Below are 22,428 nucleotides of genomic sequence, written 5' to 3' on the forward strand. Positions count from 1 at the left end.
AAATAAGGCGCTAGAATAGAGAGATTCATTAATGTTCATAAGAAAAAGCTATGGAAAATTATCAGATCGATAATCTGGACCGCGGCATCCTGGAGGCCTTAATGGCCAATGCACGTACTGCCTATGCGGAACTGGCGAAACAGTTTGGCGTCAGTCCGGGCACAATCCACGTCCGCGTGGAAAAGATGAAACAGGCGGGGATCATTACCGGCGCACATATCGACGTCAGCCCTAAGCAGCTGGGTTATGACGTCTGCTGCTTTATTGGCATTATTCTCAAAAGTGCCAAAGACTATCCGTCAGCCCTGGCGAAGCTCAACGCGCTTGAAGAAGTCACAGAGGCGTACTACACCACCGGGCACTACAGTATCTTTATAAAGGTGATGTGCCGCTCCATTGATGCCCTCCAGCAGGTACTTATCAACAAGATCCAAACAATTGATGAAATTCAGTCCACTGAAACATTGATCTCCCTGCAGAACCCGATCATGCGTACCATCCGCCCCTGATCGGGCAAATTCATTCCCACATTTTCCACAGGTAGATCCCAGCTCGTTCACAGCGTACAATGAGCCCCTCTTTATTTGAGCGAGCGATCAATGGCGGACATTACCCTTATCAGTGGCAGCACCCTGGGCGGCGCGGAATACGTTGCGGAACATCTGGCTGAGAAGCTGGAAGACGCGGGCTTTTCCACCGAAACACTGCACGGCCCGTTGCTTGACGATCTCCCGACTGATGGGGTCTGGCTACTGATCACCTCGACGCACGGCGCAGGCGATCTGCCGGATAATCTACAACCTTTATATGACGAACTGCTGGAACAGCAGCCTGACCTGTCAAACGTCCGTTTTGGCGCGGTGGGTATCGGCAGTCGTGAATATGACACCTTTTGCGGTGCAATAGAGAAAGTCGAAGCCGCTGTGACTGCCTGTGGGGCAAAACAGCTGGGTGAAACGCTGAAGATCAACATCCTCGATCATGACATTCCGGAAGATCCAGCGGAGATCTGGCTGGGTGAATGGAAAAATTTACTCAAAAACGATTAAAGATCGCGCGAACAGATGTGGATAACTCTGGTTAAAAGCTCGTATTAAGCGGTAGTTATCCAAGTTATAACTCTGAGGCTGTTTTTGGTCTGTGTATAAAGTCGCGATCTGATCCCAGCTTATACTGGCCAGGATCACCGATCATTCACAGCAAACGATCCTTTCTAACTGCATGATCTTCATCGTGAGATCGGGCTTATCCACAGAGGTACTCGATCCTAATAAGAGATCACAATAGAACAGATCTCTAAATAAAAAGATCTTCTTTTTAATAGCCCAGGATCCCAATGCTTTCTCGAAAGACTAAAGTTGAGTAGAATCCACGGCCCGGGCTTCAATCCATTTTCATACCGCTTTACGCGAGGCAGACCACCATGTTTTATCAGGATCCTTTTGACGTCATCATCATTGGCGGGGGTCATGCAGGCACTGAGGCCGCAATGGCCGCAGCGCGAATGGGTCAGCAGACCCTGCTTTTGACACACAATATCGACACGCTGGGACAAATGTCCTGTAATCCGGCGATTGGCGGCATTGGGAAAGGACACCTGGTAAAAGAAGTGGATGCACTTGGCGGCCTGATGGCGAAAGCGATCGATCATGCCGGCATTCAGTTTAGGATACTAAACGCGAGCAAAGGTCCCGCTGTGCGTGCCACCCGTGCTCAGGCAGACCGCGTGCTTTACCGTCAGGCAGTACGTACTGCCCTGGAGAATCAGCCAAACCTGATGATCTTCCAGCAGGCGGTAGAAGATCTTATCGTTGAAAACGATCGCGTTGTGGGTGCCGTAACCCAGATGGGCCTCAAGTTCCGCGCAAAAGCCGTCGTACTGACTGTCGGGACCTTCCTGGATGGCAAAATCCATATCGGTCTGGATAACTACAGCGGTGGCCGTGCTGGCGATCCGCCGTCCATTCCGCTGTCTCGCCGTCTGCGTGAACTTCCGCTGCGCGTCAGTCGCCTGAAAACAGGCACGCCACCGCGTATTGATGCGCGCACCATTGATTTCAGCGTGCTGGCACAACAGCACGGTGATAACCCCATGCCGGTGTTCTCGTTCATGGGCAATGCGGCTCAACATCCGCAGCAGGTACCGTGCTACATCACGCATACCAACGAAAAAACCCATGACGTGATCCGCAATAACCTTGACCGCAGCCCAATGTACGCTGGCGTGATCGAAGGGATCGGCCCGCGTTACTGTCCGTCGATCGAAGACAAAGTGATGCGCTTTGCCGATCGTAACCAGCACCAGATCTTCCTGGAGCCGGAAGGACTGACGTCAAATGAAATTTACCCGAACGGCATCTCCACCAGCCTGCCGTTCGATGTGCAGATGCAAATTGTTCGCTCAATGCAGGGTATGGAGAACGCGAAAATCGTTCGTCCTGGCTACGCTATTGAGTACGATTTCTTCGATCCGCGTGACCTGAAGCCAACCCTGGAGAGCAAATTCATCCACGGTCTGTTCTTCGCCGGCCAGATTAACGGCACGACCGGTTACGAAGAAGCTGCCGCTCAGGGTCTGCTTGCCGGTCTGAACGCAGCACGCTTCTCTGCGGAGAAAGAGGGCTGGGCACCTGCGCGTTCTCAGGCTTATCTTGGCGTGCTGGTCGACGATCTTTGCACCCTGGGTACCAAAGAACCGTACCGTATGTTTACCTCTCGCGCGGAATATCGCCTGATGCTGCGCGAAGATAACGCCGACCTGCGTCTGACCGAAGTGGGTCGTGAAATGGGTCTGGTGGATGACGAACGCTGGGCGCGCTACAACGAAAAACTGGAACGCATTGAGCAGGAACGTCAGCGCCTGAAAACCACCTGGGTGAATCCACAGGCGGAAACCGCTGCAGAAGTGAATGCTCACTTAACTGCGCCGCTTTCGCGCGAAGCCAGCGGCGAAGATTTGCTGCGTCGCCCTGAAGTGACCTACGAGAACCTGGTGAAACTGACCGCGTTCGCGCCTGGCCTTGAAGACGCTGAAGCGGCTGAACAGGTTGAGATCCAGGTCAAATACGAAGGTTACATCGCGCGTCAGCAGGATGAGATTGAAAAACAGCAGCGCAACGAAAATACGCTGCTGCCGGAAATGCTGGACTACCGTCAGGTGACGGGGCTTTCCAATGAAGTGATCGCCAAGCTGAACGATCACAAGCCTGTGTCGATCGGTCAGGCATCCCGTATTTCCGGTGTCACACCTGCCGCGATTTCGATTCTGCTGGTGTGGCTGAAAAAGCAAGGTATGCTGCGCCGTAGCGCATAATTTCCAGTGCTTTTGGCGGGTGGCGCTTCGCTACCCGCCCTGCTAATTCGTAGGCCCGGTAAGCGCCACCGGGCAATTTATGTCTAAACAGGTACCCACTGTGCTCAATAAACTCTCTCGTCTGCTGGAACAGGCAGGTATTTCGCTCACCGATCACCAGAAAACTCAGCTGGTGGCCTATGTCGATATGCTGAACAAATGGAATAAAGCGTACAACCTGACGTCTGTTCGCGACCCCAACGAGATGCTGGTTCGTCATATCCTCGATAGCATCGTGGTTGCGCCGTATCTTAAAGGGGAGCGCTTTATCGATGTGGGCACAGGTCCTGGCCTGCCGGGGATCCCGCTGTCGATTGTCCGCCCTGAGAGCCATTTCACGCTGCTGGACAGCCTTGGCAAACGCGTCCGTTTTTTACGTCAGGTCCAGCATGAGCTGAAGCTGGAGAATATCGCCCCTGTACAGAGCAGGGTAGAGGCGTTCCCCGCGGAGCCACCGTTTGACGGTGTTATCAGCCGCGCGTTTGCGTCGCTCAATGATATGGTGAGCTGGTGTAAGCACTTGCCTGCACAAGATGGCCGCTTTTATGCCCTGAAAGGGCAGTTGCCGGGCGATGAAATTGAACAGCTTCCGGAAGGTTTTGCTGTCGAATCCGTTGAGAAATTAAACATTCCTCAGCTTGAGGGTGAACGCCATCTGGTGATAATTAAGCCAAACAATTTTTAAATATTTAATAAAAATTGTGGAATTCGTGCTGTTCTGACCATGTTAAATAACAGCACTAATTCTCGGGTTTTACCGAAGAGAGTTTAACCTCTGTGTTACTAAGGTTTTTCTAACGGTTAACGTAACAGCCATTGTTCAGCATGAAGATAGTCAACATCGAAAATATCAGCCTGCTAAAAGTGGAATACGGCAACCAGAATCGAATGTTAAATATTTATTAAGAATGTCAATAAAAGGTTTTTATTGTATACCGGGCTGTTTTGAAAATAGTTACGATAATTTGTCTTTAATTTCATAAAGATGAAATAAACCGATTTGCGTCTTTGATAAATACACCCTTATCGCAAATGTGTATTTTGTGATCTCGTGCACGCTTTGTAGCCAACGTTTTCGCGCTGTTTGCAGTTTTGGTCGAAGGTCGTGGCTTTCAGGAAAAGTTAAAAAATAGCGGCGGGGAAAAATATTTAAACATTTATTCACCTTTTCGCTACTTAATGTTTGAAATCACGGGTGCGCACCGTATAATTTGACCGCTTTTTGATGCTTGACTCTGAGCCTTAAAGGACGTTTTATACGACACGCGGCATACCTCGAAGGGAGCAGGAGTAAAAACGTGATGTCTGTGTCGCTCTTGAGTAGAAACGTTGCTCGTAAGCTTCTGTTCATTCAGTTTCTGGCTGTGATAGCAAGTGGACTGCTGTTTAGCCTCAAAGACCCCTTCTGGGGCATCTCCGCCGTGTGCGGGGGTTTGGCGGTTGTTCTGCCAAACGTATTGTTTATGATTTTTGCCTGGCGTCATCAGGCGCATACACCCGCCAAAGGCCGTGTGGCCTGGTCCTTCGCTCTCGGTGAAGTGTGTAAGGTGTTGCTGACCTTTGCTCTACTGGTGATGGCGCTGGCGGTTTTGAAAGTGGTATTCATGCCGCTGATAGCAACGTGGGTTTTGGTGCTGGTGGTACAAGTTCTGGCTCCAGCTGTAATCAACAACAAAGGGTAAAAGGCATCATGGCTTCAGAAAATATGACGCCGCAGGATTACATAGGTCACCATCTGAATAACCTTCAGCTGGACCTGCGTACATTCTCGCTGGTGGATCCGCATAACCCCCCGGCCACCTTCTGGACGATCAACATCGACTCCATGTTCTTCTCGGTCGTTTTGGGTCTTCTGTTCCTGGCCATGTTCCGCGGTGTTGCGAAAAGAGCGACCAGCGGTGTTCCAGGGAAATTCCAGACGTTCATCGAAATGATCATCGGCTTCGTCCATGGCAGCGTCAAAGACATGTACCATGGTAAGAGCAAGCTGATTGCTCCGCTGGCCCTGACCGTGTTCGTTTGGGTATTCCTGATGAACCTGATGGACCTGCTGCCAATCGATTTCCTGCCGTGGATTGGCGAACATGTCCTCGGTCTGCCAGCACTGCGCGTGGTGCCGTCCGCTGACGTGAACATCACCCTGTCGATGGCGCTGGGCGTGTTTATCCTGATTCTTTTCTACAGCATCAAAATGAAAGGCGTAAGCGGCTTCGTGAAAGAGCTTACCTTGCAGCCGTTCAACCACTGGGCGTTTATTCCGGTCAACCTGATCCTGGAAGGCGTTAGCCTGCTGTCCAAACCTGTTTCACTGGGTCTGCGACTGTTCGGCAACATGTATGCGGGTGAGCTGATTTTCATTCTGATCGCGGGTCTTCTGCCGTGGTGGTCACAGTGGATTCTGAATGTGCCTTGGGCCATTTTCCACATCCTGATCATTACGCTGCAAGCCTTTATCTTCATGGTTCTGACGATCGTCTATCTGTCGATGGCGTCTGAAGAGCACTGATTTTTTACCAACACTACTACGTTTTAATTGAAACAAACTGGAGACTGTCATGGAAAACCTGAATATGGATCTGCTGTACATGGCTGCCGCTGTGATGATGGGTCTGGCGGCTATCGGTGCTGCGATCGGTATCGGCATCCTCGGGGGCAAATTCCTGGAAGGCGCAGCGCGTCAACCTGATCTGATTCCTCTGCTGCGTACTCAGTTCTTTATCGTTATGGGTCTGGTGGATGCTATCCCAATGATCGCTGTAGGTCTGGGTCTGTACGTGATGTTTGCTGTCGCGTAGTAGTAGTTTTAAAACCCTAAGCCACAGATATTAAAGAGGTATTGTGCTGTGAACATGAACGCAACAATCCTCGGCCAGGCCATCGCGTTTATTCTCTTTGTCTGGTTCTGCATGAAGTATGTATGGCCGCCTTTAATGGCTGCCATCGAAAAACGTCAGAAAGAAATTGCTGACGGTCTGGCTTCTGCAGAACGCGCTAAGAAAGATTTGGACCTTGCACAGGCCAACGCGACAGACCAGCTGAAAAAAGCGAAAGCGGAAGCTCAGGTTATCATCGAACAGGCTAACAAACGCCGTTCGCAGATCCTGGACGAAGCCAAAGCTGAAGCAGAACAGGAACGTACTAAGATCGTGACACAAGCTCAGGCTGAAATTGAAGCTGAGCGTAAACGTGCTCGCGAAGAACTGCGTAAGCAGGTTGCGATTCTGGCTGTTGCTGGCGCCGAGAAGATCATCGAACGTTCCGTGGATGAAGCTGCTAACAGCGACATCGTGGACAAACTTGTCGCTGAACTGTAAGGAGGGAGGGGCTGATGTCTGAATTTGTTACGGTAGCTCGCCCCTACGCCAAAGCAGCTTTTGACTTTGCTGTCGAACACCAAAATGTCGATCGCTGGCAGGATATGCTGGCGTTTGCCGCTGAGGTGACGAAAAACGAACAAATGGCCGAGTTGCTTTCTGGTGCGTTAGCGCCTGAAACTCTCGCCGCGTCGTTTATCGCCGTGTGCGGAGAGCAACTGGATGCCAATGGTCAGAACCTGATTAAGGTAATGGCAGAAAATGGTCGTCTCCGTGTGCTCCCGGATGTTCTCGAGCAGTTTGAGCACTTACGTGCCCTTAGTGAAGCTACCGCTGAAGTCGAAGTGACTTCTGCGACTGAACTGAGTGATGAACAGCTTGCGAAAATCACCGCCGCGATGGAAAAACGTCTGTCACGCAAAGTTAAGCTGAATTGCAAAATCGATAAGTCTGTAATGGCAGGCGTAATCATCCGTTCGGGTGATATGGTCATTGATGGCAGCGTACGCGGCCGTCTTGAACGCCTTGCAGACGTCTTGCAGTCTTAAGGGGACTGGAGCATGCAACTGAATTCCACCGAAATCAGCGAACTGATCAAGCAGCGCATTGCTCAGTTCAGTGTTGTGAGCGAAGCTCACAACGAAGGTACTATTGTTTCTGTAAGTGACGGTGTTATCCGCATCCACGGCCTGGCCGATTGTATGCAGGGTGAGATGATTTCCCTGCCGGGTAACCGTTACGCTATCGCACTGAACCTGGAGCGCGACTCCGTAGGTGCAGTTGTGATGGGTCCATACGCTGACCTCGCCGAAGGCATGAAGGTTAAGTGTACTGGCCGTATTCTGGAAGTGCCGGTTGGCCGTGGCCTGCTGGGTCGCGTTGTTAACACCCTGGGTGCGCCAATCGACGGTAAAGGTCCGGTTGAGCACGATGGCTTCTCCCCAATCGAAGTTATCGCACCAGGCGTTATCGACCGTCAGTCCGTTGATCAGCCAGTGCAGACTGGTTATAAGTCCGTTGATGCCATGATTCCAATCGGTCGTGGCCAGCGTGAACTGATCATCGGTGACCGTCAGACCGGTAAAACCGCGATGGCTATCGACGCCATCATCAACCAGCGTGACTCCGGCATCAAATGTGTGTACGTGGCTATCGGCCAGAAAGCGTCCACCATTTCTAACGTGGTTCGTAAACTGGAAGAGCACGGCGCGCTGTCTAACACCATCGTTGTTGTGGCGACCGCTTCTGAATCTGCTGCACTGCAATACCTGGCACCATACGCCGGTTGCGCAATGGGCGAATACTTCCGTGACCGTGGTGAAGATGCGCTGATCGTATACGATGACCTGTCTAAACAGGCCGTTGCATATCGTCAGGTTTCCCTGCTGCTCCGTCGTCCACCTGGACGTGAAGCGTTCCCTGGCGACGTATTCTACCTCCACTCTCGTCTGCTGGAGCGTGCTTCCCGCGTTAACGCGGAATACGTCGAGAACTTCACCAAAGGTGAAGTGAAGGGTAAAACCGGCTCTCTGACCGCGCTGCCAATCATTGAAACCCAGGCGGGTGACGTTTCTGCGTTCGTTCCGACCAACGTAATCTCCATTACCGATGGTCAGATCTTCCTGGAAACCAACCTGTTTAACTCCGGTATTCGTCCGGCAGTTAACCCGGGTATCTCCGTATCCCGTGTGGGTGGTGCTGCTCAGACCAAGATCATCAAGAAACTGTCCGGTGGTATTCGTACCGCGCTGGCACAGTATCGTGAACTGGCTGCGTTTTCTCAGTTCGCATCCGATCTGGACGAAGCAACCCGTAAACAGCTGAGCCACGGTCAGAAAGTGACCGAGCTGCTGAAGCAAAAACAGTACGCACCAATGTCTGTTGCTCAGCAGGGCCTGGTTCTGTTCGCGGCTGAACGCGGTTACCTCGAAGATGTGGAACTGGCGAAAATCGGTAGCTTCGAAGCCGCTCTGCTGGCTTACGTCGACCGTGATCACGCTCCGCTGATGCAAGAGATCAACCAGACCGGTGGCTATAACGACGAAATCGAAGGCAAGCTGAAAGCTATCCTCGATTCCTTCAAAGCAACCCAATCCTGGTAATCGTCCGGCGGCTTGTCTCAGGACAAGCCGCCTGGCATTGAGGAGAAGCTCATGGCCGGCGCAAAAGAGATACGTAGTAAGATCGCAAGCGTCCAGAACACGCAAAAGATCACTAAAGCGATGGAGATGGTCGCCGCTTCCAAAATGCGTAAATCGCAGGATCGCATGGCGGCCAGCCGTCCTTATGCAGAAACCATGCGCAAAGTGATTGGTCACCTTGCAAACGGTAATCTGGAATATAAGCACCCTTACCTGGAAGAACGCGACGTTAAGCGCGTGGGCTACCTGGTGGTGTCGACCGACCGTGGTCTGTGTGGCGGCTTGAACATTAACCTGTTCAAAAAACTGCTGGCGGATATGAAAGCATGGTCTGAAAAAGGCGTTCAGTGCGATATCGCAATGATCGGCTCTAAAGGCGTCTCTTTCTTTAACTCCGTTGGTGGCAACATTGTCGCTCAGGTGACGGGTATGGGTGATAACCCTTCCCTGTCCGAGCTGATCGGCCCGGTTAAAGTGATGTTGCAGGCTTACGATGAAGGCCGTCTGGACAGACTGTACGTTGTCAGCAACAAATTTATTAACACCATGTCTCAGGTTCCAACGCTCACTCAGATGCTGCCTTTACCGGCATCAGAAGATGACGAGCTGAAGCAAAAATCCTGGGATTACCTGTATGAACCCGATCCGAAACCGCTGTTGGATACCCTGCTGCGTCGTTACGTTGAATCTCAGGTTTATCAGGGCGTTGTAGAAAACCTGGCCAGCGAGCAGGCCGCACGAATGGTGGCGATGAAAGCCGCGACCGATAATGGCGGCAGCCTGATTAAAGAGCTGCAGTTGGTTTACAACAAAGCTCGTCAGGCCAGCATTACTCAGGAACTCACCGAGATCGTCTCGGGGGCCGCCGCGGTTTAACCAGGTTTACGAATTACGTAGAGGATTCAAGATGGCTACTGGAAAGATTGTCCAGGTAATCGGCGCCGTGGTGGACGTCGAGTTCCCTCAGGACGCCGTACCACGCGTGTACGACGCGCTTGAGGTACAGAATGGTAACGAGAGCCTGGTGCTGGAAGTTCAGCAGCAGCTCGGCGGCGGTATCGTGCGTACCATCGCGATGGGTTCTTCCGACGGTCTGCGTCGTGGTCTGGAAGTTAAAGACCTTGAGCACCCGATCGAAGTCCCGGTAGGTAAAGCAACACTGGGTCGTATCATGAACGTATTGGGTCAACCAATCGACATGAAAGGCGACATCGGTGAAGAAGAGCGTTGGGCTATCCACCGCGCAGCACCTTCCTACGAAGAGCTGTCCAGCTCTCAGGAACTGCTGGAAACCGGCATCAAAGTTATCGACCTGATGTGTCCGTTTGCGAAGGGCGGTAAAGTTGGTCTGTTCGGTGGTGCGGGTGTAGGTAAAACCGTAAACATGATGGAGCTGATCCGTAACATCGCGATCGAGCACTCCGGTTACTCCGTATTTGCGGGCGTAGGTGAACGTACTCGTGAGGGTAACGACTTCTACCACGAAATGACCGACTCCAACGTTCTGGACAAAGTATCCCTGGTTTACGGCCAGATGAACGAGCCACCAGGAAACCGTCTGCGCGTTGCGCTGACTGGCCTGACTATGGCTGAGAAGTTCCGTGACGAAGGCCGTGACGTTCTGCTGTTCGTTGATAACATCTATCGTTACACCCTGGCCGGTACTGAAGTATCTGCACTGCTGGGTCGTATGCCTTCAGCGGTAGGTTATCAGCCGACGCTGGCGGAAGAGATGGGTGTTCTTCAGGAACGTATCACCTCTACCAAAACCGGTTCTATCACCTCCGTTCAGGCGGTATACGTACCTGCGGATGACTTGACTGACCCATCCCCAGCCACCACCTTTGCGCACCTTGACGCAACCGTGGTACTGAGCCGTCAGATCGCGTCTCTGGGTATTTACCCGGCCGTTGACCCGCTGGACTCCACCAGCCGTCAGCTGGATCCACTGGTTGTGGGTCAGGAACACTACGACACCGCGCGTGGCGTACAGTCCCTGCTGCAGCGTTACCAGGAACTGAAAGACATCATCGCCATCCTGGGTATGGATGAGCTGTCTGAAGAAGACAAACTGGTGGTAGCACGTGCGCGTAAGATCCAGCGCTTCCTGTCCCAGCCGTTCTTCGTTGCGGAAGTATTCACCGGTTCTCCGGGTAAATACGTTTCCCTGAAAGACACCATCCGTGGCTTTAAAGGCATCATGGAAGGCGAATACGATCACCTGCCGGAGCAGGCGTTCTACATGGTTGGTTCCATCGACGAAGCCGTGGAAAAAGCCAAAAAACTTTAACGCCTTAATCGGAGGGTGATATGGCAATGACTTACCACCTGGACGTCGTCAGCGCAGAGCAACAAATGTTCTCTGGTCTGGTCGAGAAAATCCAGGTAACGGGTAGTGAAGGTGAACTGGGTATTTTCCCGGGTCACGCACCGCTGCTCACCGCCATTAAGCCTGGTATGATCCGCATCGTTAAACAGTTCGGTCATGAAGAGTTTATCTATCTGTCCGGCGGCATTCTTGAAGTGCAGCCTGGCAGCGTGACCGTTCTGGCCGATACCGCTATTCGTGGCCAGGATCTCGACGAAGCACGAGCCCTGGAATCGAAGCGTAAGGCTGAAGAGCACATTAGCAGCTCTCATGGTGACGTGGATTACGCTCAGGCGTCTGCGGAGCTGGCCAAAGCGATCGCGAAACTGCGCGTTATCGAGTTGACCAAAAAAGCGATGTAACACCGGCTTGAAAAGCACAAAGCCAGTCTGGTTTCCAGGCTGGCTTTTTTTATGGTTTCGTATCACACCGATCTTTATTCATGATCCAAAAGAATAGCTAAGCTATTGTGTGTGCTAGCGACTTATCGCGAGAAGGCTATTTTGCAGAGAAAAATGGGTTTACTCTGCCCCTAAAAATCGCCTCAAATAGCCATTATTGACTGATGTTGAACGTTTTAACGCCATTCCATTTTATGACGCAAAATATGTAGAATTTTCAACGTCAACGGGTTTAACTTCTTACTCAAATTACAGTCAGGACGCGTATGTTGAACAATACAATGAGCGTGGTCATCCTTGCCGCCGGTAAAGGTACCCGCATGTATTCCGATCTTCCAAAGGTACTGCACACGCTGGCAGGAAAGCCGATGGTGCAGCATGTCATTGATGCCGCTAATGAACTGGGTGCCCGTCAGGTCCATCTGGTCTATGGTCACGGCGGCGATCTGCTTAAAAAGACGCTGAACGATGACAAACTCAACTGGGTGCTTCAGGCAGAACAGTTGGGGACCGGACACGCCATGCAGCAGGCCGCCCCGTTCTTTGCGGATGACGAAGATATTCTGATGCTTTACGGCGACGTCCCGCTGATCTCTGTCGACACCCTTGCCCGCCTGCGTGAAGCTAAACCGCAGGGTGGTATCGGGTTGTTAACCGTCGTGCTTGACGATCCGACCGGCTATGGCCGCATTACCCGCGAAAACGGTAACGTAACGGGTATCGTTGAGCATAAAGATGCCAGCGACGCACAACGTCAGATTCAGGAGATCAACACCGGTATCCTGATTGCTAATGGCGCGGACCTGAAGCGCTGGCTGTCGAAGCTCAACAACAACAATGCGCAGGGTGAGTACTACATCACCGACATCATCGCGATGGCCTATCAGGAAGGGCGTGAGATTGCGGCGGTTCATCCGGCACGCATTAGCGAAACCGAAGGGGTGAATAACCGCCTTCAGCTTTCCCGCCTGGAACGCGTTTATCAGTCCGAACAGGCTGAAAAACTGCTCCTGGCAGGCGTTATGCTGCGTGACCCGGCGCGTTTCGATCTGCGCGGGACCTTATCTCACGGGCGCGACGTTGAAATCGATACTAACGTTATCTTTGAAGGCAACGTCACGCTTGGCCACCGCGTCAAAATTGGTGCCGGTTGTGTTATCAAAAACAGCGTCATCGGTGACGACTGCGACATTAGCCCGTACAGCGTGGTTGAAGATGCACATCTGGACGCGGCATGCACCATTGGGCCGTTCGCACGCCTGCGCCCTGGCGCTGAATTGCTCGAAGGCGCCCATGTTGGCAATTTCGTTGAGATGAAAAAAGCGCGTCTGGGCAAAGGTTCCAAAGCCGGCCATTTAACCTACCTGGGTGATGCAGAAATTGGCGATAACGTGAACATTGGTGCAGGAACAATCACCTGCAACTATGACGGTGCCAACAAGTTTAAAACCATCATCGGTGATGATGTTTTTGTCGGTTCTGATACCCAGCTGGTGGCACCAGTGACGGTCGGGAACGGGGTAACCATTGCCGCCGGGACGACCGTGACGCGCGATGTCGCCGACAATGAGCTGGTGCTGAGCCGCGTGCCGCAGGTTCACAAGCAGGGCTGGAAACGCCCGGTGAAGAAAAAGTAACGACCTGCACCCTGCTCTCTCCCGCGAGGAGAGCGCTCGTTCGGTGCGGTGTTTTTCGCCCTCGCCCCTATGGGGAGAGGGTTGGGGTGAGGGGATAACATAATCCTCCCCCCAAAGGCAGTACTTATAACAATAACCCCACTCTCTACAAGGCTCGGGGTGCCCGGAAAGGGCAAATACAGGTCAGCGACAACGCATGGCATAACGCCATAATCAGGAAATTAAACTATGTGTGGAATTGTTGGCGCAGTTGCGCAGCGTGATATTGCTGAAATCCTTCTCGAAGGTTTACGTCGTCTGGAATACCGTGGTTACGACTCTGCCGGTCTGGCGGTTGTGGATGCAGAAGGGCATATGACCCGTCTGCGTCGTCTCGGTAAAGTGCAGATGCTGGCCCAGGCTGCGGAAGATCATCCGCTGCACGGTGGCACGGGTATTGCGCACACCCGCTGGGCGACCCACGGCGAACCGTCTGAAGGCAATGCGCACCCGCATGTGTCCGAACACATCGTGGTCGTGCATAACGGCATTATCGAAAACCACGAACCGCTGCGCGAAGAACTTAAAGCGCGCGGCTATACCTTCGTCTCTGAAACCGACACCGAAGTTATTGCTCACCTGGTTCACTGGGAGCTGGAGCAGGGCGGTACACTGCGTGAAGCGGTGCTGCGCGCGATCCCTCAGCTGCGCGGTGCATACGGTACGGTAATCATGGATTCACGCGATCCGTCCACGCTGCTGGCCGCACGTTCCGGTAGCCCAATGGTTATCGGTCTGGGCATGGGCGAGAACTTTATCGCCTCTGACCAGCTGGCACTTCTGCCGGTTACCCGTCGCTTTATCTTCCTGGAAGAGGGTGATATCGCGGAAGTGACGCGTCGCAGCGTGACGGTATTCGATACCAAAGGCGAGCAGGTGAAACGCCCGGAGATCGAATCCAATCTGCAGTACGACGCAGGCGACAAAGGCGCTTACCGTCACTACATGCAGAAAGAAATTTACGAGCAGCCGAACGCCATCAAAAACACCCTGACCGGGCGCATTAGCCACGGCGAGGTGGACCTGAGCGAACTGGGCGCCAACGCCAATGAGCTGCTCGGTAAGGTTGAGCATATTCAGATCGTGGCCTGCGGTACCTCCTACAACTCCGGTATGGTCTCCCGCTACTGGTTTGAATCCCTGGCCGGTGTCCCGTGTGACGTGGAAATCGCTTCAGAATTCCGCTACCGCAAATCCGCGGTGCGTCGTAATAGCCTGATGATCACCCTTTCCCAGTCTGGCGAAACGGCGGACACCCTGGCGGCGCTGCGTCTCTCTAAAGAGCTGGGCTATCTGGGCTCTCTGGCCATCTGTAACGTGCCGGGTTCTTCGCTGGTTCGTGAATCCGATCTGGCGCTGATGACCAACGCAGGCACGGAAATCGGCGTGGCCTCCACCAAAGCGTTTACCACTCAACTGACCGTTCTGCTGATGCTGGTGGCGAAACTGGCGCGTCTGAAAGGACAGGATGCGGCTGTTGAGCATGACATCGTTCATGGCCTGCAGGCGCTGCCAAGCCGTATTGAGCAGATGCTGTCTCAGGACAAACGCATTGAAGCGCTGGCGGAAGATTTCTCTGACAAACATCACGCCCTGTTCCTCGGCCGTGGCGATCAGTATCCAATTGCGCTGGAAGGCGCGTTGAAGCTGAAAGAGATCTCCTACATCCACGCGGAAGCTTACGCAGCAGGCGAGCTGAAACACGGCCCGCTGGCGCTGATTGACGCAGACATGCCGGTCATCGTTGTGGCACCTAACAACGAACTGCTGGAAAAACTGAAGTCCAATATCGAAGAAGTCCGCGCCCGCGGTGGTGTACTGTACGTCTTCGCCGATAAAGACGCCGGCTTTGCGAGCAGCGACAATATGCACATCATCGATATGCCGCATGTGGAAGAGGTGATTGCCCCTATCTTCTACACCGTTCCGCTGCAGTTGCTGGCCTATCACGTCGCGCTGATCAAAGGCACTGACGTTGACCAGCCACGTAACCTGGCGAAATCGGTCACCGTAGAATAATCCCCTCAGGCTCCACCTTCGGGTGGAGCTTTTTTACCCTTCCTGGTTTGTTTTTAATCAACCCATCCGCATTTTTATTTATGACAATCTGTCATCTTCAGCTACTTTTTTCAGTGTCACATAAAGAAAATATTTCTGAAAACTTGCTGTCATGTAAGTGGTTAACTAGATGATAATTAAATGAATTTTTACTGATATTTAAGCTAAATTTTCATTGTCATAAAACTGTCATAATTCGTACATTTATCTGTCACCTGTTTGTCCTATTTTGCTCATCGTAGCCACTAAACAACGATTTACGAAAATCTTGCAGGAGACATTATGAAAGTTATGCGTACCACTGTCGCAACTGTTGTCGCCGCGACCTTATCTCTGAGCGCGTTCTCTGTATTTGCAGAAGCAAGCCTGACTGGCGCTGGTGCAACCTTCCCTGCGCCGGTGTATGCCAAATGGGCGGATACCTACCAGAAAGAAACCGGTAACAAGGTTAACTATCAGGGTATCGGCTCCTCCGGTGGCGTAAAACAAATTACCGCGAATACCGTTGATTTCGGCGCATCAGACGCTCCACTGTCTGATGACAAACTGGCGCAGGAAGGCCTGTTCCAGTTCCCGACCGTTATCGGTGGTGTTGTGCTGGCCGTTAACATTCCAGGCCTGAAATCAGGCGAGCTGGTCCTGGACGGCAAAACCCTGGGTGACATCTACCTCGGTAAAATCAAAAAATGGGATGACGAAGCCATCACCAAACTGAACCCGGGTGTCAAACTGCCTTCGCAGAACATCGCAGTGGTTCGTCGTGCAGATGGTTCCGGTACCTCTTTCGTTTTCACCAGCTACCTGGCGAAAGTGAACGAAGAGTGGAAATCTAAAGTCGGTTCCGGCTCTACCGTTAACTGGCCAACCGGTCTGGGTGGTAAAGGCAACGACGGTATCGCCGCGTTCGTACAGCGTCTGCCTGGTTCTATCGGCTATGTAGAGTATGCGTACGCTAAGCAGAATAACCTGTCCTACACCAAACTGGTTTCTGCCGATGGCAAGCCAGTCAGCCCGACTGAAGAGAACTTTGCTAACGCTGCAAAAGGCGCTGACTGGAGCAAATCCTTCGCTCAGGATCTGACTAACCAGAAAGGCGACGGTGCGTGGCCAATCACCTCTACCACCTTCATTCTGGTTCACAAAGAGCAGAAGAAACCTGAGCAGGGCGCTGAAGTGTTGAAGTTCTTTGACTGGGCGTACAAAAACGGCGGCAAACAGGCTAACGCGCTGGATTACGCCACCCTGCCGGACAACGTGGTTGAGCAGATTCGCGCTGCATGGAAAACCAACGTGAAAGACAGCAGCGGTAAAGCATTGTATTAATTTAGTATTCTGACGAAAATGGCGGGTGGCGCTCGCGCTACCCGCCGATTTCGTAAACGCGTTTAACAGAAGAGTGATTTATGGCTGCAACAAAGCCTGCATTTAACCCTCCGGGTAAAAAAGGTGACATGATTTTCAGCGCGCTGGTCAAACTGGCTGCGCTGATTGTGCTATTGCTGCTGGGCGGCATTATCGTGTCCCTGATTTTCTCCTCCTGGCCGAGCATCCAGAAATTCGGTTTCTCCTTCCTGTGGACCAAAGAGTGGGATGCGCCGAACGATATCTACGGTGCGCTGGTGCCGATTTACGGCACGCTGGTGACGTCGTTTATCGCTCTGCTGATTGCGGTGCCGGTGAGCTTTGGTATTGCCCTGTTCCTGACGGAACTGGCGCCGGGCTGGCTGCGTCGTCCACTGGGTATCGCCATTGAACTGCTGGCCGCTATTCCAAGTATCGTGTACGGCATGTGGGGCCTGTTTATCTTTGCTCCCCTGTTCGCAACGTACTTCCAGGAACCGGTGGGTAATGTTCTCTCCGCCATTCCGTTTGTCGGCACCCTGTTCTCTGGCCCGGCTTTCGGTATCGGTATTCTGGCTGCGGGGGTGATCCTCGCCATTATGATTATTCCGTACATTGCGGCGGTAATGCGCGATGTCTTCGAACAAACCCCGGTGATGATGAAAGAGTCGGCCTACGGCATCGGCTGCACCACCTGGGAAGTTATCTGGCGCATCGTCCTTCCGTTCACCAAAAATGGGGTGATTGGCGGCGTCATGCTGGGTTTAGGCCGTGCTTTGGGTGAAACCATGGCGGTGACCTTTATTATCGGTAACACCTACCAGCTCGACAGCGCCTCCCTCTACATGCCGGGTAACAGTATTACTTCCGCACTGGCGAATGAATTTGCCGAAGCGGAATCCGGGCTGCACGTCGCGGCGCTGATGGAACTGGGCCTAATCCTGTTTGTGATTACCTTCATTGTGCTGGCGATCTCCAAGCTGATGATCCTGCGTCTCGCAAAAAATGAGGGGGCACGCTAATGGCAACTCTCGAAATGCAAAGCACCACTGCGCTGGCGGAATCCCGTCGCAAAATGCAGGCGAAGCGTCGTTTCAAAAACCGCGTTGCGTTGACGCTCTCAATGGCAACGATGGCGTTCGGTCTGTTCTGGCTGGTCTGGATCCTGTTCTCGACCGTTGTGCGCGGCATCGACGGGATGTCGCTGTCACTGTTCACCGAGATGACGCCGCCGCCAAATACGGCGGGCGGCGGCCTGGCGAATGCCCTGGCGGGCAGTGGTTTGCTGATCCTCTGGGCGACGGTAGTTGGTACACCGCTTGGCATTATGGCGGGGATTTATCTGGCGGAGTACGGGCGTAAATCCTGGCTGGCAGAGGTGATTCGTTTCATTAACGACATCCTGCTGTCTGCGCCGTCTATCGTGGTCGGTCTGTTTGTTTACACCATTGTGGTGGCACAGATGGAACACTTCTCCGGCTGGGCCGGCGTGATTGCGCTGGCGCTGCTGCAGGTACCTATCGTCATTCGTACCACCGAGAACATGCTGAAACTGGTGCCGGATAGCCTGCGTGAAGCGGCTTACGCGCTGGGCACGCCGAAGTGGAAAATGATCTCCGCGATTACGCTAAAAGCCTCCGTCTCCGGGATCATGACCGGTATCCTGCTGGCCATTGCCCGTATTGCAGGCGAAACGGCGCCGCTGCTGTTTACTGCCCTCTCCAACCAGTTCTGGAGTACGGACATGATGCAGCCTATCGCCAACCTGCCGGTGACGATTTTTAAATTTGCGATGAGCCCATTCGCGGAATGGCAGCAGCTGGCCTGGGCCGGGGTGCTGATCATTACCCTTTGCGTACTGTTGCTGAACATTCTGGCGCGCGTCATTTTCGCGAAGCAGAAACACGGTTAAATTTTTACGGCGCGGCAGATCGCGGCGCCGAATGAGGAAATGAGTCAATGAGTATGGTTGATACTGCCCCGGGTAAGATTCAGGTTCGTGATTTGAACTTCTACTACGGCAAATTCCATGCCCTGAAGAACATCAACCTGGATATCGCCAGGAACCAGGTCACGGCATTTATCGGTCCGTCTGGCTGTGGTAAATCCACGCTGCTGCGTACCTTTAACAAAATGTATTCGCTCTATCCGGAGCAGCGTGCCGAAGGTGAAATCATCCTGGACGGCGATAACATTCTGACCAACAGCCAGGATATCGCCCTGCTGCGTGCAAAAGTCGGGATGGTGTTCCAGAAACCGACGCCGTTCCCGATGTCCATCTACGACAACATTGCCTTTGGCGTACGTCTGTTTGAAAAGCTCTCCCGTACGGATATGGATGAGCGCGTTCAGTGGGCTTTGACCAAGGCCGCATTATGGAACGAAACCAAAGATAAGTTGCACCAGAGCGGTTACTCTCTCTCCGGTGGTCAGCAGCAGCGTCTGTGCATTGCGCGTGGTATCGCCATTCGCCCGGAAGTGTTGTTGCTGGATGAGCCGTGTTCAGCTCTGGACCCGATCTCAACCGGCCGTATTGAAGAGTTGATCACCGAGCTGAAGCAGGATTACACCGTGGTTATCGTGACCCACAACATGCAGCAGGCTGCGCGTTGTTCCGATTACACGGCGTTTATGTACCTGGGCGAGTTGATTGAGTTCAGTAATACGGACGATCTGTTCACCAAGCCCGCTAAAAAGCAAACAGAAGACTATATCACCGGTCGTTACGGTTGATTCAGGAGCGCGCTATGGACAATCTCAATCTTAACAAACACATTTCAGGCCAGTTCAACGCAGAGCTGGAAAGTATTCGCACTCAGGTGATGACCATGGGTGGCATGGTTGAGCAGCAGCTTTCCGATGCCATTACCGCGATGCACAACCAGGACAGCGAGCTGGCAAAGCGCGTTATCGAAGGTGATAAAAACGTCAATATGATGGAAGTCGCCATTGATGAAGCCTGCGTGCGTATTATCGCCAAGCGTCAGCCAACGGCGAGCGACCTGCGTCTGGTTATGGCGATCATCAAAACCATCGCCGAGCTGGAGCGTATTGGTGACGTTGCAGATAAAATCTGCCGCACCGCGCTGGAGAAATTCTCTCAGCAGCACCAGCCACTGCTGGTGAGCCTCGAGTCGCTGGGTCGTCATACCGTGCAGATGCTGCATGACGTACTGGATGCCTTTGCGCGTATGGATCTGGACGAAGCGGTACGTATCTACCGTGAAGACAAAAAGGTCGACCAGGAGTATGAAGGCATCGTGCGTCAGCTGATGACCTACATGATGGAAGACTCCCGTACGATCCCAAGCGTCCTGACCGCGCTGTTCTGCGCGCGCTCAATCGAGCGTATCGGTGACCGTTGCCAGAACATTTGCGAATACATCTTCTACTTCGTGAAAGGACAGGATTTCCGTCACGTTGGCGGCGATGAGCTGGACAAGCTGCTGGCGGGTAAAGATCCGAAAGAGTGATGCGCTAACATGCCCGGTGCTGCTGAGCTTACCGGGCCTGCGAGCCTTATAGGCCGGATAAGCGTCAGCGCTATCCGGCTTTTTTTAGCGAGTAATATTCCACCCGCGAGCCTTCCACAATTCTGGCAGCTGCGCCAGATCGGTGAAGGTCGTCACTTTTGGATGATCGATCGGTTTGTTGTGCGGATCGGCGCAGAAGTAAAACACCTCCATACCCGCATCAATCCCCGACTGCGCTCCCGCAGAAGAGTCATCCACCAGAATGCAGTTCGCCACGTTAACGTTCATCGCTTTTGCTGCATGGAACATCAACGCCGGGTCTGGCTTCCAGCGCTGGATATCGTAGCCGCTGAACAGTTTTTCCGGGAAGTGGTGCAACATTTCAAGCTTACCCAGCGAGTGCTGCATTTTGCTGACCGGACCGTTCGAGACCACGCAGATGGGCACCGTCATCGCATCCAGAAGCGCATTCGCCCCGGCAATGACCTCCAGTTCGGAGTCGAAGAGGCGTGCGACCTCGGCGCGGTAGACCGGCTCCAGATCTGCTTTCGCCAGATCCACACCGTGCTCTTCGTTAATGATGTCGATGATCTCGTAGAGCTTCACACCTTTAAAGCGTTTAAACACCTCTTCGAGATCCAGCGTAATGCCAAATTCCCTGAACATGGTCACATACGCGCGGGAACAAATGACCTCACTGTCGACCAGCGTACCGTCGCAGTCGAAAAATACCGCTTCAATTCCGGACATGCCTTTCCCTTTTTACAAGTTTAACGTTTACGTACGGCAGTTTAATGAGACGCAATCGTTGCCGTATAAGCAAAATCAATGAAAAAAGTATCTTGTAACCGCCACTATTGTCGCATTTTGGTATAGGATAGCGACGAATTTTCCCTCCTTGTTCGGAAATTGATGATGAGTCAACAATACACTACCCAGACATCTGGTCAGGGTCTGCTTGAGCGCGTGTTTAAACTGCGTGAGCACGGCACAACGGCACGCACCGAAGTGATCGCCGGTTTCACCACCTTCCTGACGATGGTCTATATCGTTTTTGTTAACCCACAAATTCTGGGCGTTGCTGGCATGGACACCAGCGCCGTCTTCGTGACCACCTGTCTGATCGCTGCGCTGGGCAGTATCCTGATGGGTGTGTTCGCTAACCTGCCCGTGGCGCTGGCCCCGGCAATGGGTCTAAACGCTTTCTTCGCGTTCGTGGTCGTCCAGGCGATGGGTCTGCCATGGCAGGTCGGCATGGGTGCTATCTTCTGGGGCGCGGTTGGCCTGCTGTTGCTGACCATTTTCCGCGTACGTTACTGGATGATAGCCAATATTCCGGTGAGCCTGCGCGTGGGCATTACCAGCGGTATTGGTCTGTTTATCGGCATGATGGGTCTGAAAAACGCAGGCGTTATCGTGGCTAACCCGGACACGCTGGTGAGCATCGGTCACCTGACCTCGCACAACGTGCTGCTGGGCGTGCTGGGCTTCTTTATCATCGCTATCCTGGCCTCGCGCAATATTCATGCGGCCGTGCTGGTTTCTATCGTGGTCACCACGCTGCTGGGCTGGATGCTGGGCGATGTGCAGTACAAAGGGATTGTCTCCGCGCCACCGAGCGTATCTACCGTCATTGGGCACGTCGATCTGGCAGGCTCCCTGAACCTGGGTCTGGCGGGCGTGATTTTCTCCTTCATGCTGGTTAACCTGTTTGACTCCTCCGGTACGCTGATTGGCGTGACCGACAAAGCCGGCCTGGCGGATGAGAATGGGAAATTCCCGCGCATGAAGCAGGCGCTGTTTGTTGACAGTGTCTCCTCTGTCACCGGCGCGTTTATCGGTACATCGTCTGTTACCGCTTACATTGAATCCTCTTCAGGTGTCTCTGTGGGTGGCCGTACCGGTCTGACGGCGGTTGTGGTGGGTATCCTGTTCCTGCTGGTGATCTTCCTGTCGCCGCTGGCGGGCATGGTGCCTCCGTATGCAGCAGCCGGCGCGCTGATCTACGTGGGGGTGTTAATGACCTCCAGCCTGTCGCGCGTGAAGTGGGATGATTTAACCGAAGCGGTGCCTGCGTTTATTACCGCGGTGATGATGCCGTTTAGCTTCTCGATCACCGAAGGTATCGCGCTGGGCTTTATCTCCTACTGCGTTATGAAGATTGGTACCGGTCGCTTCCGCGACCTCAGCCCGTGCGTCATCATTGTGGCGCTGCTGTTTGTGCTGAAGATTGTTTTTATTGATGCCAAATAAACAGAAAGCCCTTTTCGACGAAAAGGGCTTTTGTGTTTGCGCCCTCTCCCT

General features: G+C 53.0%; 22 protein-coding genes. 21 read left to right on the forward strand and 1 reads right to left on the reverse strand.

Translation table 11 applies throughout. The features are described 5' to 3' along the window. Positions 1-50: 50 nt before the first annotated feature. The 20 genes from asnC (at position 51) to phoU (ending at position 20,124) form a co-directional block, all read left to right on the forward strand. Entirely contained in the window at positions 51-509 is a 459-nt protein-coding gene (gene asnC, locus QLG09_RS06025; protein ID WP_138614771.1) for a transcriptional regulator AsnC, read from the forward strand. 90 nt (positions 510-599) lie between these two features. Then, positions 600-1,049, forward strand: a complete 450-nt coding sequence (gene mioC, locus QLG09_RS06030; RefSeq protein WP_020882767.1) for an FMN-binding protein MioC — start codon at positions 600-602, stop codon at positions 1,047-1,049. Positions 1,050-1,423: 374 nt separating this feature from the next. Beyond that, a complete protein-coding gene (gene mnmG / locus QLG09_RS06035; RefSeq protein WP_025202722.1) occupies positions 1,424-3,313 on the forward strand; it encodes a tRNA uridine-5-carboxymethylaminomethyl(34) synthesis enzyme MnmG in 1,890 nt (629 codons plus the stop codon). A gap of 100 nt (positions 3,314-3,413) precedes the next feature. Beyond that, on the forward strand, positions 3,414-4,037 hold the full coding sequence (gene rsmG / locus QLG09_RS06040) for a 16S rRNA (guanine(527)-N(7))-methyltransferase RsmG (RefSeq protein WP_032679279.1): 624 nt from the start codon (positions 3,414-3,416) through the stop codon (positions 4,035-4,037). A 616-nt stretch (positions 4,038-4,653) separates the two neighbouring features. Continuing rightward, on the forward strand, positions 4,654-5,034 hold the full coding sequence (atpI, locus tag QLG09_RS06045) for a F0F1 ATP synthase subunit I (RefSeq protein ID WP_008500194.1): 381 nt from the start codon (positions 4,654-4,656) through the stop codon (positions 5,032-5,034). 8 nt (positions 5,035-5,042) lie between these two features. Further along, complete coding sequence (atpB, locus tag QLG09_RS06050) at positions 5,043-5,858, forward strand: F0F1 ATP synthase subunit A (protein WP_014172280.1); 816 nt, start codon at positions 5,043-5,045, stop codon at positions 5,856-5,858. A 49-nt stretch (positions 5,859-5,907) separates the two neighbouring features. Beyond that, positions 5,908-6,147, forward strand: coding sequence for a F0F1 ATP synthase subunit C (gene atpE / locus QLG09_RS06055; protein ID WP_000429386.1), 240 nt, complete (start codon positions 5,908-5,910; stop codon positions 6,145-6,147). A gap of 48 nt (positions 6,148-6,195) precedes the next feature. Beyond that, positions 6,196-6,666, forward strand: a complete 471-nt coding sequence (atpF, locus tag QLG09_RS06060; protein WP_003862370.1) for a F0F1 ATP synthase subunit B — start codon at positions 6,196-6,198, stop codon at positions 6,664-6,666. Positions 6,667-6,680: 14 nt separating this feature from the next. After that, positions 6,681-7,214: a F0F1 ATP synthase subunit delta gene (atpH, locus tag QLG09_RS06065; protein WP_014172281.1), complete on the forward strand. Its 534-nt coding sequence runs from the start codon at positions 6,681-6,683 to the stop codon at positions 7,212-7,214. Between the two features lie 12 nt (positions 7,215-7,226). Continuing rightward, positions 7,227-8,768: a F0F1 ATP synthase subunit alpha gene (atpA, locus tag QLG09_RS06070; protein WP_006808751.1), complete on the forward strand. Its 1,542-nt coding sequence runs from the start codon at positions 7,227-7,229 to the stop codon at positions 8,766-8,768. Positions 8,769-8,819: 51 nt separating this feature from the next. Further along, positions 8,820-9,683, forward strand: coding sequence for a F0F1 ATP synthase subunit gamma (gene atpG, locus QLG09_RS06075; protein WP_020882764.1), 864 nt, complete (start codon positions 8,820-8,822; stop codon positions 9,681-9,683). 31 nt (positions 9,684-9,714) lie between these two features. Next, positions 9,715-11,097, forward strand: a complete 1,383-nt coding sequence (atpD, locus tag QLG09_RS06080) for a F0F1 ATP synthase subunit beta (RefSeq protein ID WP_006177559.1) — start codon at positions 9,715-9,717, stop codon at positions 11,095-11,097. A gap of 20 nt (positions 11,098-11,117) precedes the next feature. Further along, positions 11,118-11,537 carry a F0F1 ATP synthase subunit epsilon gene (locus QLG09_RS06085; protein ID WP_006177560.1) on the forward strand — a complete coding sequence of 140 codons (420 nt, stop codon included), beginning with the start codon at positions 11,118-11,120 and terminating at the stop codon, positions 11,535-11,537. Between the two features lie 305 nt (positions 11,538-11,842). Continuing rightward, complete coding sequence (glmU, locus tag QLG09_RS06090; RefSeq protein ID WP_049021947.1) at positions 11,843-13,213, forward strand: bifunctional UDP-N-acetylglucosamine diphosphorylase/glucosamine-1-phosphate N-acetyltransferase GlmU; 1,371 nt, start codon at positions 11,843-11,845, stop codon at positions 13,211-13,213. Between the two features lie 228 nt (positions 13,214-13,441). After that, positions 13,442-15,271, forward strand: a complete 1,830-nt coding sequence (glmS, locus tag QLG09_RS06095; RefSeq protein WP_032679281.1) for a glutamine--fructose-6-phosphate transaminase (isomerizing) — start codon at positions 13,442-13,444, stop codon at positions 15,269-15,271. A gap of 321 nt (positions 15,272-15,592) precedes the next feature. Next, entirely contained in the window at positions 15,593-16,633 is a 1,041-nt protein-coding gene (gene pstS, locus QLG09_RS06100) for a phosphate ABC transporter substrate-binding protein PstS (RefSeq protein ID WP_014172287.1), read from the forward strand. 80 nt (positions 16,634-16,713) lie between these two features. Next, positions 16,714-17,673 carry a phosphate ABC transporter permease PstC gene (gene pstC / locus QLG09_RS06105; RefSeq protein WP_014172288.1) on the forward strand — a complete coding sequence of 320 codons (960 nt, stop codon included), beginning with the start codon at positions 16,714-16,716 and terminating at the stop codon, positions 17,671-17,673. Next, a complete protein-coding gene (pstA, locus tag QLG09_RS06110) occupies positions 17,673-18,563 on the forward strand; it encodes a phosphate ABC transporter permease PstA (protein WP_014172289.1) in 891 nt (296 codons plus the stop codon). The genes pstC and pstA overlap by 1 nt, the downstream gene beginning before the upstream one ends. A 47-nt stretch (positions 18,564-18,610) precedes the next feature. After that, positions 18,611-19,384 (forward strand): phosphate ABC transporter ATP-binding protein PstB, encoded by a 774-nt coding sequence (gene pstB / locus QLG09_RS06115; RefSeq protein WP_014172291.1) that lies wholly within the window; start codon positions 18,611-18,613, stop codon positions 19,382-19,384. Positions 19,385-19,398: 14 nt separating this feature from the next. After that, positions 19,399-20,124 carry a phosphate signaling complex protein PhoU gene (gene phoU / locus QLG09_RS06120; protein WP_008500182.1) on the forward strand — a complete coding sequence of 242 codons (726 nt, stop codon included), beginning with the start codon at positions 19,399-19,401 and terminating at the stop codon, positions 20,122-20,124. An 84-nt stretch (positions 20,125-20,208) separates the two neighbouring features. On the opposite strand, the gene yieH is transcribed toward phoU, so the two are convergent. Next, complete coding sequence (gene yieH / locus QLG09_RS06125; protein WP_014172293.1) at positions 20,209-20,874, reverse strand: 6-phosphogluconate phosphatase; 666 nt, start codon at positions 20,872-20,874, stop codon at positions 20,209-20,211. Positions 20,875-21,039: 165 nt separating this feature from the next. Here yieH and QLG09_RS06130 point away from each other — a divergent pair, with 165 nt between their 5' ends. Then, the gene (locus QLG09_RS06130; RefSeq protein ID WP_152691329.1) at positions 21,040-22,377 is read left to right on the forward strand and encodes an NCS2 family permease; all 1,338 of its coding nucleotides are present in this window, start codon (positions 21,040-21,042) and stop codon (positions 22,375-22,377) included. Positions 22,378-22,428 lie beyond the last annotated feature (51 nt).

Source organism: Enterobacter sp. V89_11, from assembly GCF_029967775.1.
GTDB classification, from domain to species: domain Bacteria; phylum Pseudomonadota; class Gammaproteobacteria; order Enterobacterales; family Enterobacteriaceae; genus Enterobacter; species Enterobacter ludwigii.